Source organism: Marisediminitalea alba (assembly GCF_002993365.1).
Taxonomy (GTDB): Bacteria; Pseudomonadota; Gammaproteobacteria; order Enterobacterales; family Alteromonadaceae; genus Alteromonas; species Alteromonas alba.
In genome coordinates this window covers 26,883-43,372 of the sequence record NZ_PVNP01000005.1, presented here as the reverse complement: position 1 = coordinate 43,372, position 16,490 = coordinate 26,883, and the positions used below count along the sequence as shown (strand labels likewise).

Below are 16,490 nucleotides of genomic sequence, written 5' to 3'. Positions count from 1 at the left end.
CTGTCACGAGCGGCAAGTCACGCGTGCTCTCGCGTTATCGGGACACAAGGCAATGAAGAATCATTGCTCCGGGACAAATATACAAGAAGGGTCGGAAACCTGGGCGGTGTTTGCGGAGTTCTAAACGATAAAGCGGCGACACGATGAACGAAACAGACTCAGGTATTGACTATGGTCAATACAGACAGGAACCGCCGTGGTACGGAACCGTATGCCCGGTGGTGTGAGAGGACGGGAGTTGCGAAACTCCCTCCTACTCGATCACTGGGGTATGTGTTCAGAGGCTTTGCCAAAGAAGCCTGAGTTGTCGTGGTGTGATTTAAAAAGGGCTGTGTGATCACAGCCCTTTTTCGTTATCCCGGTGTCGTTAGAAAACTACCGTAACGGTTGCCGAACAGGTAGTAGTACCCGTTTCACAAACCTGATAGTCATAGACGCCGCCGCCTTTGGTGTTCAGTGCGTCGGTATAAGCCGTTACGCCGCTTACACTGACAATCTCACTGCCATTACGGTAGATAGTCATATCGGCAGTACTGTTAGCCCAGCTCAAATCGACTACCTGAGATCCTTTTTCCTTGTAACCGGTTGCCGATAGGGTCAGATCTGTGCCGGTGTCACCACCGCCATTGTCGCCACCACCGTTGTCACCGCCGGCACAGCCGTTGGTGGTCAGGTAAGTATCTGCCGCGGCTGCCTGCACAATACCGTAACCAAAATACTCGTCTTTACCGGCAGCGCCACCATCCAGTGCGGTCGCTTTTAACGCCTCACGAATTTCTGTACCACTACAGCTTGGGTGATTCGACCATACCAGTGCTGCCACGCCCACCACTGCAGGCGTAGCCATTGAAGTACCGCTCAGATAAGCATAATCACTGGCTTCAACGGACACCTCCATACTTGTTGCGGCCAGCAATGCGGAACGATCTTCCAGCGCTGCGCCAACCGCAGGGATAGAGGTTGTGTTGGTGTCACCCAGCGTACCGTATAACATGCCCGGTTCGTTGTTGATGATTACCGCACCTACACCACCGGATGCTTCGCAGTTTGCTACTTTATCAAAGAAGCTGATTACACCACGGTCGATGACACAGATATTGCCAGCCGCACCACTATCAACGGACTCGGCAGTGCCCATAAAATACGTACTGCCAGCGGCACTACCCATGTTTTCCATGCCGGAGGAAGCAAAGCTGCTGCCATCGGCCAGCAGGCCTGATGCGGTTGATAAACCCGCTGGTACTGTTGACAGCGTATCCACACCACCGGCGGTCACTTCCACACAGATGGTTTCGTCAGTGGTGGCTCGCTTACCACGACCGCTGGTACAGCTCGGGTACTGTGAGAATGAGGCAATGTTGTTGTCGGCATCGTTAGCGCCAACCATCATTACCGACGAATAACCTGCCGGATAAGAGCGTACTGAGTTGCCATCGTTACCGGCTGCCGCTACCACAAGGCCACCTGCAGCGGTGAAGTCTGCAAACGCATTATCTTCGGTGCTCGAAGCACCGCCACCACCTAAACTCATATTGATCAGGTTAGCACCGGCCGCCTGACAAAGTTGGGCTGCCTGAGCGAGGCCGGACGAATATCCCCAGCCAGACTCGTTAAAGACCTTGATGATGTGCATATCTACGCCAGGCGCCATACCAACCACGCCGAAAGTGTTGTCGGCTGCGCCAATGGTACCGGCTACGTGAGTGCCGTGTTCGCCGCCAGCATCAAACCAGTTGCCGGTGCCCGGGTCGTTATCGCCGGTAATGTTAGACCAGACAAAATCCGGGTTAGAGTCGTCCAGACCAGAATCGATAACACAGACTTTCATGCCAGCGTTAGGGTTAAATGTTACCTGATCAGCCTGAGCCTGGTACACCGCATACGGGGTGATCTGCGTTTGCATCGGGCTACCGGTGTCGTCATTGAAAAGGGCCGTGGGGTAGCGCTTTTGATCGGCTTCTACCAGTTTGACATGAGGATTATTCATCAGGCCTTTTACTTCATCTAGTGATTTGCCTGTGAATGTTGCGGCGATAAAGCCGTCAGCATCAATGTGGATCTCTGCGCCGGACTGTTTAGCCAGTGCTTTGATTATGCCTTTGGAGTTGTTATCGACCTGGATAATGTATCTGTCGTCTGCCGCAAGGGCAGAACCGCTAACGGCAAGCAGGACTGCTGCCAGTGTAGGTTTTAGGGTTGTTTTAAACATATTATTATTCACTTGTGCTACTAAAAAAGAGATACCGAATAGTATTCGGCTAATATAGTTTTTATTGTTATCAGGCCCAGAGCCTTATTTGAAATTATGAAATTTATTTGGCGGGTGCAAGTGAATAGCTTAGTTAATAAGTATAATTTTTCATCCCTGTGTGTGCCGGGACGATGTGATAAGTGACAGGAAGTCCCTGTCACTTATCGGGTTTTTTACTTCACATCAAAATGTCTGTCGAAGAAATTAGTGATGGTGTGATATAAATGTATACCTGTTTGTTTACCCCGGATGCTGTGTTTCTTGCCAGGATAGTCCATCACCTCGAAAGGTTTGGCGGCATCCTGCAGGTGTTTATACAGCTTGGTGCTGTGGGTAAACAATACGTTGTCATCGGCCATTCCATGATAAATCAGCAGCGGGCCTTGTAGTCCTTCTGCATAAGGGAATACCGATGACGCTTCATAGGCATTGCTATCGGTGTTCGGGTTGCCCATATAGCGTTCGGTGTAGTGCGTGTCGTACAACCGCCAGGTGGTCACTGGTGCACCGGATACCCCGGCTTTAAAGTAATCACCGGCCTTAAACATGCTCATCAGCGTCATGTAACCGCCATAGCTGTGACCGTATACGCCGATGCGCTCTTTATCCACATAGGGCAGGGTGTGGAGGAATTTAACGCCGCTTACCTGGTCGTCAACTTCTACGCTGCCCATCGCTTTGTAGATAGGTTCCTCGAACGCCTTGCCACGGTAATTTGAGCCACGGTTATCAATGCTGAATACCACATAGCCCTTGCTTACCCAGTGCTGCATCAGCAGGCCTCGGTTGCCGCCCCAGGCGTTATTGACTACCTGCGCGTGAGGACCACCATACAGGTAAACAATCACCGGATGCTTGCCTTTCAGCTCTGCCGGCTTGTAAAGGCGATAATGCAGGTCAATGCCGTCGTCATTGGTGATGGTGCCAAACTCAGGCTCTACCCAGTCGCTAAGGTAAGGCGTAAGCGGGTGGTTCTCATCCAGCGCGTTTTCTTCCAGCCAGGTGAGCTGCTTGCCGTCGGCGCTGTGCAAACTTACCTGAGTAGGTCGGTTTGCGGTAGAAGAGCTATCCACATAAATTGACGCATCGCGGCTAAAACTGATGCCGTGCATGCCGTCGCGATCGGTCAGGCGCTGTGGTTTGCTGCCTTCCAGGTCAGTTACATATAAATGGCGTTCCAGCGGCGTGTCCATGCGGCCGGTAAAGTATACCTGGCCGGTTTTATCGTTAACCGCTTCCAGTTCGTCCACTACCCATTCACCTGCAGTCAGCTGACGGATCAGCTTGCCTTCATTGCTGAACAGATAAAGATGTTTAAAGCCGTCGCGCTCTGAAGCCCAGATAAAATGTTTACCATCGGCTAAAAAGGTAAAGTCGTCATGCAGGTTAACCCAGGTATCCGACTGCTCTTTAAGCACCAGTTTCTGCTGCTGGTTATTTACGTTGTAACTGCGCAGCTCCAGCTGTTGCTGGTCGCGGCTTTGCCACTGATAGGTAAAATGCTCGCTGTCGGGCATCCATTTGCCGCGGGCAATATAAATATCCTGCTCTTTACCGGTATCAATCCACTGACGTTCGCCGTTTTCAATGTTCTGTACAGCCAGTTTGATGGTGACGTTAGGCGTCCCCGCTTTGGGGTACTTCTGCTCGATCATCTTGATCTCGTCAGCATAGATTTCTGAGCGGGTAATCACTTCAACCGGCGCTTCATCCACTTCGGTAAAGGCAATGTAAGACTCATCCGGAGACCACCAGTAGCCGGTCATGCGGTTCATTTCTTCCTGCGCAACAAACTCGGCCATACCGTATTTGATGTTGCCACCGCCTTTAGTGGTAATCGCCGTTTCCTTACCAGTCCCGATGTGTTTGATGTACAGGTTCTGGTCGCGAATAAACGAGATATAGTTACCTTTGGGCGATAACTTAATATCGGTTTCAAAGGCTTCGGTATCGAGTAACTGGCGGGCACCGGGTTTACCTAACTGGTGATAAAATACATCGCCGCCCATAGGGAATAACAGCGCTTTGCCGTCGGCCGACCATTGATAACTAACAATTCCGCTGCCGGATAAGCGCATGCGCTCACGGCGCGCTTTTTCTTCGTCAGAAAGAGTCTCTTCGCCACTGGATAAGTCATCGGAATCAAACAACAATCGCGAGGTCCCTGAGGCAATGTTGTATTCCCACAGGTCGAGGCGCTCGTAGTCAGACTGTTTTCCTTGCAGGTAGGTCACGCGTTGGCCGTCGGGGGCCACCTGCAGGTTTCTGGGAGAACTACCGTCCAGTGACGGCGACGCATAAATCCGTTCGATGGTCAGCTTTTCAGCGGCTACCGTGTTTGTGAGCATAAGGGCTCCAAGTATTAAAGCTTTTTTCATGGATACGCTATTATCTGTCGTTATTAGGGCTTGCTTACTGCACGTATTTGCTCTGAAATACGTATAAACAAGTTGTTGTTATACAGGAGAACCCGGCAGTGTGCGGGCTCCATATTAAAGCTAGAGGATGACACAATTTGGCAGTATTAAAAAGCGCACTTATCCTGGGAGCCAGTGGATTAGTAGGGCAGAACCTGCTGAGGCTGCTGTTACTCGATCCCCGCTATGAATCGGTCACTTGCCTGGTCCGGCGTCCACTGGGACGGCAGCACTATCAGGATCCCGATAACAAGCTGCGGCCGGTGGTGATTGATTTTGATAATCTGGATGAGTATCAGGGCTATTTTTCGGTTGATCATGTGTACTGTTGCCTGGGCACCACGCTAAAGAAAGCCGGTGACATCAGCGCCTTTCGTAAGGTGGATTTTGAATATGTTCACGTCGCGGCCCAGTTAGCCAGGGCACAGCGGGCTGGCGGATTTGTGTGGATTTCCTCGGTAGGTGCCAATGCTAAAAGTAAAAACTATTACCTGCGCGTGAAGGGCGAACTGGAAAACGCCATCATGCGCATGCCGCAGTTGCCCAATGCCGCTGCGGTAAGGCCGGGCGTGTTAATTGGCGAACGGGCTAACGATGATCGCCCGTTGGAGCGGGTTGGGGCAAGCATAATGCAACTGCTGAAACCACTGCTGGTTGGCCGTCTTAAAAAATACCGTGCGGTATATCCTCACCAGGTGGCCCGGGAAATGATGCGCCACCAGACTTTCTGATGAGTAAGGTTTCTAAGCAACCCAAAGGGTTTCAGTGTAAGCAGTTTTTTGTCGCCCATGACCAGTGCGCCATGAAGATCTCTACCGACAGTCTGATTCTGGGGAGCTTCGTTGATACGACGAATGCCAGCTCTATGCTGGATGTGGGGACAGGGTCGGGCATTCTGGCGCTGATGATGGCACAAAAAAGTGCGCCTGATGCTGCCATTACTGCCATTGATATCGATTCGGGGGCGATTGCTCAGGCCAGGCACAACGCGGCTAACAGTTCGTGGCCAGAAAAAGTTCGGGTAGAGCAAAGCCCGCTGCAGGAGATGGATCATCAGCAGCAATATGACCTGATAGTATCGAACCCGCCGTATTTTGCGGATGCCGTAAGCCCCACCCGCGCTTATGCGTCTATGTCTGAGAGTAGGGGGCTGGCGCGCACGGAACAAACGCTGAGTATTGATGATTTTTTTGCCCAAACTGCCGTACTTAGCCATGCGGGGAGCAGGCTTTACTGTATGTATCCAATTGCCAGGGAAGCGGTGGTGTTTAACAGTGCCTTGCAATCAGGCTGGCATGTAAAGCAGAGTCTTAGCGTACGGCATAACGCCAGTTCTGCGCCCTACCTCGGCGTGTATTGCTTTGTGCGTGTACCAGAAACGGTAGCTGTAGAAACGCTTACTATCCGAGCCGGCGAAAATCAGTATACGGCTGAATATAAACAGCTATGTGCAGACTTTTACCTGAACTTTTGAAAAGTAACAGGCACAAAAAAAGCGCGATAGACGCGCTTTTTTTCTTGTCTAAAACCCTGACTTAAGACTTAACCAGTACAGATACTTTACCAATACCTGCTTCTTTCGCCTGGTTCATTACTTCTACCACAACGCCGTGCTCAGTATTTTCGTGAGCCTGGATAGCTGCAGTGTCAGTTGGGTTTTCAGCTAAGTAAGTCTGAATGTTCGCGATAACACGACGGATGTCGACTTCACGGCCATTCATCACAATCGTACCTGTCTCGTCGATACGAATAGACAGAGATTTACTTGGCTGGTTTGATGCGTTTTTGTTTTCTGGGCGATTAACATCCAGACCTTTCTCTTTAACGAATGATGTCGTTACGATAAAGAAGATCAGCATGATGAACACAATGTCCAACATGGGCGTCATGTCGACCTGGGCTTCGTCATCCCCAGAAGTATGCTTTTTTCTTTTCATTTCGTTTTCTTGTCTCTAACACTTGTCTGCCTAGTATACTGTTTGTAACAAAAATATGTAGTAATTTGTACAAACAATATTACCAAAAGCGATAAACTTACTGACTTAATCGTTCACTTTCGTTAGAAAGCAACATCATTTTGCGGACAGCGCCACACCCAGTTGGTAAAAATACAACTTAAATGCTTCGTTTAGCTGCTGTCTCAAAATACCATGAGGATAAATGCCAAGTCTAGCCTCTACCGACATTTTTGTCCCCTGCACTAAAAATGCGTTCTTAATGTCCTGATCCTGAATGCACGCTTCAAAGGCTCTCGCCGCCATTTCCGGAGGAGATGCAAAGTAAAAGCTTTTCAATGCCTTATCGGCCTCAACTGAACGTAAAACATAATCGTTTGGGGCGCTACCATCGGCATCTAAAAACATCAGTTGAAAGCAATCTGCCAGGCGCAGATTCAAAGGATGTTCGACCAGTTCAGCATCATCAAGCCAGGCTTGGGAGGCAAAAAGCAAGGGTTTAGGAGCGCTTAAAAAGCGTTGGCTGATGTAATGGTCAAAGGCATGAAACCACTCATGGGCCAGCGCCCCGCCGCCGGCATTTTTAGCCAGTGCCAGCTGGCGTTTAGCCGGATGATAATGGGCATTGGCGTGTTTCTGGCCGCCGGTGCCAAAGGCAAGAGACAGCGAGCCATTCAGCGACACTACCCACTCGTTGATCTGCAATATATCAATCAGGTCATATAATGCATCAAAGAACAGGTTAGCGGCTATTTGTTGTTCTGCGGCAGTTACCCAGCGGCCCACCGTAATAGACTGAAAGCCAAAGAGGCGGCGAATATCCTGAAAAGACACATCGGCACCATCACGATGGCTCTGACCGTTGCGGTAGTACTGTTGGTGAAGTCGTCCGGCAGGAGGAGGACTTTTACCCTCAGAGCTCACTGAGTTCGGTTACCAGTTGGGAACACCAGGTCAGGATCCTGTCATCGGTTTGATCATATTGGTTTTCGTCATCCAGCGACAGTCCCACAAAATGGGAGCCATCTTCGGTAAGTGCCTTGGACTGAACAAACTCATAGCCCTGATTGGGCCAGTAACCAATAAACTGACATCCTGCCGGTGCGATGGCGTCGTGTAGCATTCCCAGAGCATCCTGAAACCAGTCTGCATAGCCCAGCTGATCGCCCAAACCATACAGAGCAACAATTTTGCCCGATAGATCGAGCTGGTGAACGTCGTCCCAGCTGGACTCCCAGTCTTCCTGCAGCTCACCAAAGTCCCAGGTAGAAATACCCAGAATTAAAATGTCGTAACCGGCAGTCTGACTCAGTGATACATCCTGTATGTTATGCAGCTCCACAACCGGTTCGCCGAATAAGGCATTCAGCTGGTCCTGAATTTTTTCAGCCGCCATTTCCGTATAACAGGTGGTTGAGCCATAAAACAGGCCAATTTTTAATCCGGTATCACTCATTTACTGCTCTCTTGCTGGTGTTTCGTCATCCGACAGTTCCGGGGGGAATTCTACCGTGTCACCATTACTACACAAGGCAATACAACGAACATTTTCGATTTCGGGATCAATCAGCATCTGGCCAATGGCCGGCTGATTAAGCAGTGCGATACTATCGTTGCTATCAGGATGGCGGTCGTGCACCGACATATTGCGTCGTCGGGTAAAGATATTGAGCGGAGAACGGGTGCTGTAAAACCACTGGTTGAAACGGTCGAGCCAGCGGATCAGCGTATCCGGGAAGGTGTTTTTAATACCGCTACAGGTAAACTGGGTGATTTCAGGGCTGTTGCGCCTGAAACGCAAACGCACGTCGTAAACAAAGGAATAATGGACGTCGCCAGATAAAATAATAAAGTGTGGTGGCGTTTTGTAGTGTCTGAAGATATTCAGAATAACACTGGCAGTACCTTTATGGGCCATCCAGTTTTCCGCGTCTACGGTTAACGCTTTGCCGGCCAGGGTGAAGAGTTTCTGGATCACCTCGATAAACTTGACGCCGTAAATGGGCGCGGCGGAGACAACAATAACGGCATCCTGACCGATAAGCTGGTGCTGAAATTCACATAAGGCTTCCCAGTCCATCAGACCCGAAGGTTTGTTAAGACTGGATTCACTGCGCCAACGTCGGGTTCGGGTATCCAGTACGTGTACCGGAGGCTGGGTGTCCAGCTGGTAATGCCATTGTTCCCAGTCGAATAACGCGTTGATGAAAGCAGGGTGGTTCATCATGCCATTGGCGGTAAAATTTTCATTGGCGAGCTTTTCGATAGCGGTAAACCTGTCGGGTTGATTTGCCCAGCCCTGACAAAGCCAGTAACCGGCCAGCGCATTGCCCACCATTCGCCGGGATAACGGATGACCGTATACCTCCTGCTCCCAGCCGCGGGTCAGGTTCCAGTCGTCGGTGACATCATGGTCGTCAAATATCATGTAGGTAGGAATGTGCGCCAGCGCCCGGCGAACCTGCCCGAGGGATTGGCTGAACTGCTTAATAATGTCAGCTTCGCGGTTAAATAAGGCCTGATGGTCCGGGTCGACCTCATCGGCATTAAACGAGATATCGGCCCACAGCGATTGTGACCACACTAATAAATACATGGCGATCACTTCGGCCAGCCCAATCAGGTGGTTCTGCGCGTTAACCGAAGTAAACACCGGTTTTTTCTTGGCGCCAAAAAAGAGTTTGGATAACGCCGTATTGGTGGCTACCTGAGGCAGAATTTGCTGGCGGTGATAATAACAGTACGGGTGACCATCAAGCTGGGCTGTGGAATCTACAATTGCCTCATCGAGATCTTCATGAAATAACCCCAGTCGTCTGATGGTTTGTATTATCGCCTGCAGCATAGGTCCGGCTACGTCATCAGCGTAGATTTGATCGCCGGTCATTAGCAGCAGGTCTGGTCTTTGCGCGCCGCCCTCACATTCCTGATGAATGAGTTCATCAACTCTCACCAGACTGTCTTCTGACGGGTGATGAGGTTTGCGACAACTGCCATGCAGCACATTGGAAAGCGCTGCGGGTACGCGAAAATGCAGGTCATTCTGACCCGGGTAGCACAGCGAAGGTAACTCGCTTTGCCAGCGTTGCTGTTGCTCAGTGTGATTAAAATTAAGCTGGTAATGATACAGCGTGTTTGCCGCCAGCGGCGATTGCGGTGAGCAGGTCAGTACATGAATAAAAGCCTTTTCACCCACCTGAATAACGCGGTCGGTGGTGTTACTGTTTTGTGCCTGCTGCGCCTGATGCAGGGATACATCAATATCGGCCGGTTCTGAGGTAACCAGCCATAAGGTAAAACCAGCCTGTTGCGTATGCCTTAAAACAGGCCCGGCGATAACAAGAGGAAGGGGTGATGAGGTCAAAACTGCTCCTGTAGTAGTTACTGCCAGACTATACGGTGCTGGTTGGCTTCAGGCAAGTGCGCTCAACGGGCTTGACCATGGTGAGTCAGTAAGCGACGATAAGCGCAAAATGACTATGGATTGGACCTGACAATGAAATCAGCCTGGTTTTTAAGCCTGCTAGCCGCCGGCTTATTAAGTGCCTGCAGTAACGACAAGCAACCTACCGAAACCACCAACGAAATCAAATCGGCGCCGCAGGAGCATGTGCTTGCCGGTGCCTGGATTATGGAGGCCGCCGGCGGTGTTATGCTGGATCCGCAAACCTCCGGCCTGACCCATGTTGACGGGATGCTTTACACTATTTCCGATGGTAGCGCTAAAGAGTACCAGCGCCGCCGTTTACACAAAATCGATCCTGCCAGTGCCACACTGGCGCCCCGCCCGGACGATATGGGCATGGCAAGCCGTGTTCGCCGCAGCTGTTTCTCTCAGTATCTGGCAGATGAGCCTGACTTAGAAGCGCTGGTGGCCGACCCCGAACAGCCCAATGTGTTTTACACCGTTACTGAGGATGCCACGCGCACCGGTGCCCTGTCTGATCGCTGCCAGCAGCGCTATGAGGCAACCGGCTCAACCGATTACCCTACATTATTAGTGCGTATTGAAAAGCACGATAGCGGCAACGCCACCATGACCCATGTGCGCCCTTTGCAGTTTCCGCTCGAGTATGGGGTGGGAGACTTTCCTAATGATGGGATTGAAGGCATGGCACTGGGCCAGAATCGCACCTTGTACCTGGCGCTTGAGCGGGATAATGCCGGCAACCCCAGAGTGTTTTCGGTGACCCTGGATGATAGCTTCTGGGACAGCACTGATTTTGCAGAAGTTACCGATCCGGGCCTGCAGGTTCCGGCATTCGACAGTGGTCGTCATCCCATCAACGGGCTGGAATATTATCAGCCTGCAGGTGCAGCCAGCGGCTTTTTACTTGCCGCTGCTCGTAACGATAACGAGTTGTGGGTCATTGATACGGCGGCAGAAAAGCCCACCCGGAAAATCGCCCTGCAATTTACCGCGCCTGGTGGCGACCCGGAGAACTGCGCAGCACAGGAAGTCATGGACAATGCCTCAATAGAAGGGCTGGCTGTGATTGGTGACACCTTGTGGCTGGTAAACGATCCATGGAAAGTAAATTACATGAAGAACCTGCAGTGCGAGGCTAACCGCAGTCGTTACGAGGGGATGGCACCGCTGTTGTTCAGCATGCCGCTGGATGCCAGCTGGTTTAATTAGGTAAAAAGATATAATTTGGTAAAGAGATATCGGGGGCTGGCTTTAACCAGCCCGAATTGATTAGCGCAGGCGCTCGGCAAAGGTCTTTTTGAATTTCGCCAGTTTTGGCGCGACAACCATTGCGCAGTATTGGTTTTGCGGATTATTTTTAAAGTAGGACTGATGATAATCCTCCGCTGCCGAATAGTTGGATAACGGCACTACCTCGGTGACGATGGGATCCGGCCATACCTTATCGTCTGTCATTTCCTGAATAATGGCTTCTGCTGCGGCCTTTTGTTCTTCGTCATGGTAGAACACCGCACTGCGATACTGCGTGCCCACATCATTTCCCTGACGGTTCAACTGGGTTGGATCGTGCAGGGCAAAAAAGATTTCGAGTATTTCCCGGTAACTGATTTGGTCCGGATAGTAAGTCAGCTGTACCACTTCTGCATGACCGGTATCACCTTTGCAAACGGCCTCATAGCTGGGTGAATCGATGTGGCCGCCGGCGTAGCCTGAGGTTGCCAGTTTAATGCCCAGAACCTGGTTAAAGGCTGATTCGATACACCAGAAGCAGCCGCCGGCCAGGGTGGCAGTTGCTGTGGTTTCTGTCGCTGTGGTTGTCATAAAAAACTCCGCGTTTTTGTTATGCATGAAGTGTGGTGGCGTAAAGCGTGATCTTCAAGTCATCCAGGCGATAAATTTGTGCGTATAAGCAGGCATGAATACAAATACAATTCCACAACTCACCATATTCTATGACGGCGGTTGCCCGCTGTGTGCCATAGAAATGCGCCATCTGAAACGCCTTAATGAGGATAATAAGCTTGGCTTTGTCGATATTATGGCGGCTGACTTTCATCAGCGCTATCCCGAGCTTGACTGGCAGGCACTGAACGACCGCATTCATGCTATGCGAGCCGACGGCACCATGCTTATCGGCCTGGATGTCACCTATGAAGCCTGGCGACTGGTAGGAAAAGGTTGGCTGTATGCGCCGCTGCGCTGGCCATTGGTAAAGCCACTGGCCGACCGCTTTTACCTGTGGTTTGCCAAACACCGTTACCGCATTTCTTATTTATTAACCGGGCAAAAGCGTTGCCAGCAGTGTGAGCTCAAGAAACCATGAATGTATTAGTGATTGGCAGTAGCGGCGCTATAGGCAATGCGATTGCGCGGCAAATGTACAAGGCATTTCCACAGGCGACCGTTTACGCGGTGTCGCGAAAGGCAACGGAGACAGACGGCGGGCAGGCCAACTTCAAATCAATACAGCTGGACACCACGGATGAACAGGCGGTCGCTGGCTGGCTGGCAGAATGTAAGCAACAGGACATGCAGTTTCATCATGTGGTGTGTACCACCGGTATATTGCATGACGGCGAGGTACAACCTGAAAAGCGGCTCGAAGACATCACGCCTGAGGCGCTGCAACACTACTTTGCCATTAATACCGTGCTGCCGATGCTTTGGGTAAAACACCTGGTCGGCTTGTTTCCTTCGGAGCATTCAACCTTAACCGTGCTAAGTGCCCGAGTAGGCAGCATCGAAGATAACGGCCTCGGTGGCTGGTACGGGTACCGGGCTTCTAAGGCGGCGCTCAATATGCTGGTGAAAACCGCTGCAGTGGAATATAAGCGGCGAGCCAAACACACCAGCCTGATTTGCTATCATCCGGGCACAGTGGACTCGCAGCTATCCGAGCCTTTTCAGCGTAACGTAAAACCTGAAAAACTGTTTACGCCAGAATTTACCGCACAGCAACTGGTCGCCATTATTCAGCAACGCAAAGTAGATCACAGTCCTTATTTTCTCGACTGGGACAACAAACCCATCCCTTGGTAAGTTGCGCGTACAGCGTTACCCGCCCGCTGGTTGATTGCTTCCGATGAAACCCAAGACTTTTTTACAGGGTATTGATAGTATGCCAATTGGAAAAAATCGGACGACAGGACGCAGCCAACCGTCATTACCAATAAAAGAAGTTGTGCGCACCGTTCCGAAATAAAGCAACAATAAAAATCACAAGAGGAACTTATATGAGCGGGACCAGAGAACAGTTCGGATCGCGCCTTGGATTTATTCTGGCCGCCGCAGGCTCTGCGGTAGGGATTGGCAACCTGGTGGGATTTCCGGTAGGCGCTGCAAAAAATGGTGGCGGCGCATTCCTGCTGATGTATGCCATTTTTGTATTCGCTATTTGTTTACCGGTAATGATGGCAGAAATGTCGGTGGGACGGCATACCAAGAAAGATCCGCTGGGGGCCTATTCTGATCTTACCGGCAACTCGGCAAAGTGGAAGATAGCCGGTTGGTTATCCATTGTTACGCCCTTTATGATTGCCGTGTTTTATCTGGTAATCACGGTATGGATATTTGGCTACCTGTTTTATGCGGTGACCGGCGATTTAGAGTTACTCGCCGAGCCGAGTACCTTTGGTAATTTTATCAACTCGCCGGTGATATTTGCCTACATGGCTGCGGTGCTGGGCATTATGTACGGCATTTTACAGGGCGGTGTTAAGCAAGGTATCGAAAAAGCGGCCAAGCTACTCATGCCCACCTTGTTTGTAATGCTGGTTTTACTGGTGATTTTCGTGCTGACACGCGACAACGCCATGGCTGGTGTGAGCTTTTATCTGGTACCAGATTTCAGCAAGATTAATGCTTCGGTTATCAACGGCGCCCTGTCGCAGGCTTTCTTCTCGCTAAGTCTGGGCATGGGGATCATGATTACCTATGGTAGTTACATTGATAATCAGTCTGACATTCCTAATTCGGCCAAGCTGGTGGCTATCACCGATACCGCGGTGGCGTTTACCGCCGGCCTGATGATCCTGCCAGCGATATTCTCGTTTAATCCGAATACCGATCCTACCGAGCTGAGTGAGTCATCAATCAGCATGATTTTCTCATTTTTGCCGCAGATTTTTCTGGCACTGCAAACCAGCATCGGATTTATTGGCGCCAGTATTGTGGCCAGCATATTCTTCCTGCTGGTTTTCTTTGCCGCCATAACCTCCCTGGTATCTATCTTTGAGGTCCCCGTGGCTGCGTTGATGGATGAAAAAGACTACAGCCGTCGCAAGTCGCTGGTAGTACTGGGGGCGCTGCTGGTTATCTTCGCCGCGCTGTGTGCATTGTCGTTTGGCTTTGTGCCGGCTCTGACGTCATTCACCGCTTACGCGGGAGCAGACAAGTCTTTCTTCGATGTCGTGTATGACGTGTTCTACGACACGATTTTGCCACTCAACGGACTACTGATCTGTATTTTTGTGATGTATCGCTGGAAACGCCATAACTTCAACAAGGCATTACAGGTTGGCACCCCCAACTACAAAGGCAGCTGGGTTGAACGCTACGTGGATATCTCGGTAGGTACGTTTATTCCGCTTATCCTGGCGGTGATCTTTGTTAATACCGTGGCGCTGAAATATTTCAGTGTCAGTCTGTTTGGATAGTCTAGGCCAGGCCGGCCATCAGGCCGGCTGCATTGCCCACGGTGTGGGGTAATTAAGCGTTATCCCCAGGCCGGTAAGGGTGGCCCCGGGGTTAATGTGTTTGCCCGAAGGCACGCTTGCGCTGGTTAATTGGTCACTAAATTCAACGGCTGGTAACCCCAGCCGTTTTGCTATCTGCGGATAGTAGTCACCGCGCATAGGGTGTTCATCGCTGCATAAATGCCAGAGCTTGTTAGCGGGCTTTTGCACTAACAGTTCCTCTATCACCTTTACCACATCATCAACATGTACCAGGTTTGCTACCTGAGTTGCGCCGCTGAGTGTTCGGCCTGCCAGAGTCTTTACCGGATGCCGGTCGGGCCCGGTTAAACCGGCCAGGCGCAATATGTAGCCCGAGTCCGGCGCAGTGTTTTGGATCCATTGCTCAATCTCAACATGGGCTTCGCCAGAAGCAGTGTTCGGAGCTGGCACGGTACCAGTGGTGATATCGCCTTCCTGATCGCCATACACCGATGTGGTGCTAATAAAGATGAGCTGTTTGGGCGGTACCTGGTTATACAACGCCGAAATCAGTTGCTGCATGGCTGAGGTAAATTGGCTTAAATCGGTATTGCGTCTGCCCGGCGGAATATTAAGAATAAAGGTACTGTTAGGGGCTTCCGCTAGCAGGTCCTGAGGGGTATCACCCAGCGTGTAAGGGATGGCCTGAATACCTTGCTGACTTAATGCCCGGGCTTTGTCTTCACTACGGGTGGTTCCGTAGATAGTCATCTGAGAACGAAAATGGCTGGCGAGATAGCCTCCCAGCCAGCCACAACCACAAAGTATCAATTTATTTTCTTGTTGAGATGTCATTTACGCTACCGGTGTTTGTTTTGCTAAAGCTTAACACTATCAGTAGCGATTTCATTATTGTTTCAGCGGTAATTGTCCGGTGGTTTCCAGTAAATCCAGACCTGATAATCCGGCGATATTCTTTTGCATGCGTGATTCGGCATAGTCGGCTTTAGCCAGCACGGTGCATAATGCTTCAGCTTTGCTCTCCAGCGCATCCGCTTGACCTTCTACGCGTTGCTCAATCATTTCGCCAAAGTTTTCCATACGGTTAGCAAAGGCGTCCATGTCGCCGTCTTCAAACAGCATCTGACGACCAATCGCCATTAACAGGTGACCGGTAGAACGCTCTACCAGCGACTCAATCTTGTCATCAAACTCTTCGCTCCAGGCGGCATCGGCCCAGTCGCCATCGAGGCCAGTGCTGTCGAACTTATAAGTACCGTCGGCGGCATAGAAACGCTCGTCAATCTCGTTCGACAGATCGCTAAACAGCGTGTCAAAATTCTCACTGAGGTCATTATCTTCACCCAGCAGTTCAGTGAATACTTCGGTAATGGCGAAGCTGGCAATCTTGATGCCGTCACGGGCAATTTCAACTGTCATAGGGATAGCGGTTTCAATACTGGTGTAATAATCAGACACCCAACGCTGTTCGTCGGTATCCAGGTTTACCGCCTTGTTCTCTACATATAACTGGTGACTTGGCGTGATCAGAACCTTTTCGCCACTTTCAGTGGTAATGGTCAGATCGCCATGGTCAAAGGTTACCGAGCCGTGCAGTTCCATATTACATTGATTATCGACTTCAACGTGTGCCAGTGCAGGTTGGGCAATAAAAGCAGTGGTTAAAATCAATGATGCAGCAACAGTTTTCATGGTTATCCTCAATTTGCTTTTAAACAATACGAAGGTCGTATCGCAAATCACAGGCCAATCTGTTAAATT

At 50.6% G+C, this 16,490-nt stretch carries 15 protein-coding genes; 6 read left to right on the top strand and 9 right to left on the bottom strand.

The features are described from left to right. Positions 1-367 precede the first annotated feature (367 nt). The gene (locus C6Y40_RS00935) at positions 368-2,209 is read right to left on the bottom strand and encodes a S8 family serine peptidase (RefSeq protein WP_105932900.1); all 1,842 of its coding nucleotides are present in this window, start codon (positions 2,207-2,209) and stop codon (positions 368-370) included. A gap of 215 nt (positions 2,210-2,424) precedes the next feature. Next, positions 2,425-4,629, bottom strand: a complete 2,205-nt coding sequence (locus C6Y40_RS00930) for a S9 family peptidase (RefSeq protein WP_105932899.1) — start codon at positions 4,627-4,629, stop codon at positions 2,425-2,427. Between the two features lie 137 nt (positions 4,630-4,766). On the opposite strand from C6Y40_RS00930, the gene C6Y40_RS00925 reads away from it, so the two are divergent. Continuing rightward, complete coding sequence (locus C6Y40_RS00925) at positions 4,767-5,399, top strand: NAD-dependent epimerase/dehydratase family protein (RefSeq protein ID WP_105932898.1); 633 nt, start codon at positions 4,767-4,769, stop codon at positions 5,397-5,399. Continuing rightward, positions 5,399-6,142 carry a tRNA1(Val) (adenine(37)-N6)-methyltransferase gene (locus C6Y40_RS00920; RefSeq protein WP_105932897.1) on the top strand — a complete coding sequence of 248 codons (744 nt, stop codon included), beginning with the start codon at positions 5,399-5,401 and terminating at the stop codon, positions 6,140-6,142. The genes C6Y40_RS00925 and C6Y40_RS00920 overlap by 1 nt, the downstream gene beginning before the upstream one ends. A gap of 61 nt (positions 6,143-6,203) precedes the next feature. On the opposite strand, the gene C6Y40_RS00915 is transcribed toward C6Y40_RS00920, so the two are convergent. From C6Y40_RS00915 to C6Y40_RS00900, 4 genes are all read right to left on the bottom strand, one after another. Then, on the bottom strand, positions 6,204-6,605 hold the full coding sequence (locus C6Y40_RS00915; protein WP_105932896.1) for an ExbD/TolR family protein: 402 nt from the start codon (positions 6,603-6,605) through the stop codon (positions 6,204-6,206). A gap of 135 nt (positions 6,606-6,740) precedes the next feature. After that, entirely contained in the window at positions 6,741-7,547 is an 807-nt protein-coding gene (locus C6Y40_RS00910; protein WP_105932895.1) for a CLCA_X family protein, read from the bottom strand. Then, positions 7,537-8,079: a flavodoxin FldB gene (gene fldB / locus C6Y40_RS00905; RefSeq protein WP_105932894.1), complete on the bottom strand. Its 543-nt coding sequence runs from the start codon at positions 8,077-8,079 to the stop codon at positions 7,537-7,539. Before fldB ends, C6Y40_RS00910 begins: the two co-directional genes overlap by 11 nt. After that, positions 8,080-9,987 carry a metallophosphoesterase family protein gene (locus C6Y40_RS00900; RefSeq protein ID WP_105932893.1) on the bottom strand — a complete coding sequence of 636 codons (1,908 nt, stop codon included), beginning with the start codon at positions 9,985-9,987 and terminating at the stop codon, positions 8,080-8,082. Positions 9,988-10,119: 132 nt separating this feature from the next. Here C6Y40_RS00900 and C6Y40_RS00895 point away from each other — a divergent pair, with 132 nt between their 5' ends. Then, on the top strand, positions 10,120-11,262 hold the full coding sequence (locus tag C6Y40_RS00895) for a hypothetical protein (protein ID WP_105932892.1): 1,143 nt from the start codon (positions 10,120-10,122) through the stop codon (positions 11,260-11,262). Positions 11,263-11,322: 60 nt separating this feature from the next. On the opposite strand, the gene msrA is transcribed toward C6Y40_RS00895, so the two are convergent. Next, a complete protein-coding gene (msrA, locus tag C6Y40_RS00890; RefSeq protein ID WP_105932901.1) occupies positions 11,323-11,874 on the bottom strand; it encodes a peptide-methionine (S)-S-oxide reductase MsrA in 552 nt (183 codons plus the stop codon). A 94-nt stretch (positions 11,875-11,968) separates the two neighbouring features. On the opposite strand from msrA, the gene C6Y40_RS00885 reads away from it, so the two are divergent. The 3 genes from C6Y40_RS00885 to C6Y40_RS00875 all read left to right on the top strand — a co-directional run bounded on the left by C6Y40_RS00885 (position 11,969) and on the right by C6Y40_RS00875 (position 14,708). Continuing rightward, the gene (locus C6Y40_RS00885) at positions 11,969-12,376 is read left to right on the top strand and encodes a thiol-disulfide oxidoreductase DCC family protein (protein WP_105932891.1); all 408 of its coding nucleotides are present in this window, start codon (positions 11,969-11,971) and stop codon (positions 12,374-12,376) included. Continuing rightward, positions 12,373-13,092: an SDR family NAD(P)-dependent oxidoreductase gene (locus tag C6Y40_RS00880; protein ID WP_105932890.1), complete on the top strand. Its 720-nt coding sequence runs from the start codon at positions 12,373-12,375 to the stop codon at positions 13,090-13,092. The genes C6Y40_RS00885 and C6Y40_RS00880 overlap by 4 nt, the downstream gene beginning before the upstream one ends. A gap of 194 nt (positions 13,093-13,286) precedes the next feature. Continuing rightward, the gene (locus C6Y40_RS00875; protein WP_105932889.1) at positions 13,287-14,708 is read left to right on the top strand and encodes a sodium-dependent transporter; all 1,422 of its coding nucleotides are present in this window, start codon (positions 13,287-13,289) and stop codon (positions 14,706-14,708) included. An 18-nt stretch (positions 14,709-14,726) separates the two neighbouring features. Here the strand turns inward: C6Y40_RS00875 and C6Y40_RS00870 are convergent, their stop codons facing one another. Further along, positions 14,727-15,563: an NAD-dependent epimerase/dehydratase family protein gene (locus C6Y40_RS00870; protein WP_105932888.1), complete on the bottom strand. Its 837-nt coding sequence runs from the start codon at positions 15,561-15,563 to the stop codon at positions 14,727-14,729. A 54-nt stretch (positions 15,564-15,617) separates the two neighbouring features. Then, positions 15,618-16,421, bottom strand: a complete 804-nt coding sequence (locus C6Y40_RS00865; protein WP_105932887.1) for a YggN family protein — start codon at positions 16,419-16,421, stop codon at positions 15,618-15,620. Between the last annotated feature and the right edge of the window lie 69 nt (positions 16,422-16,490).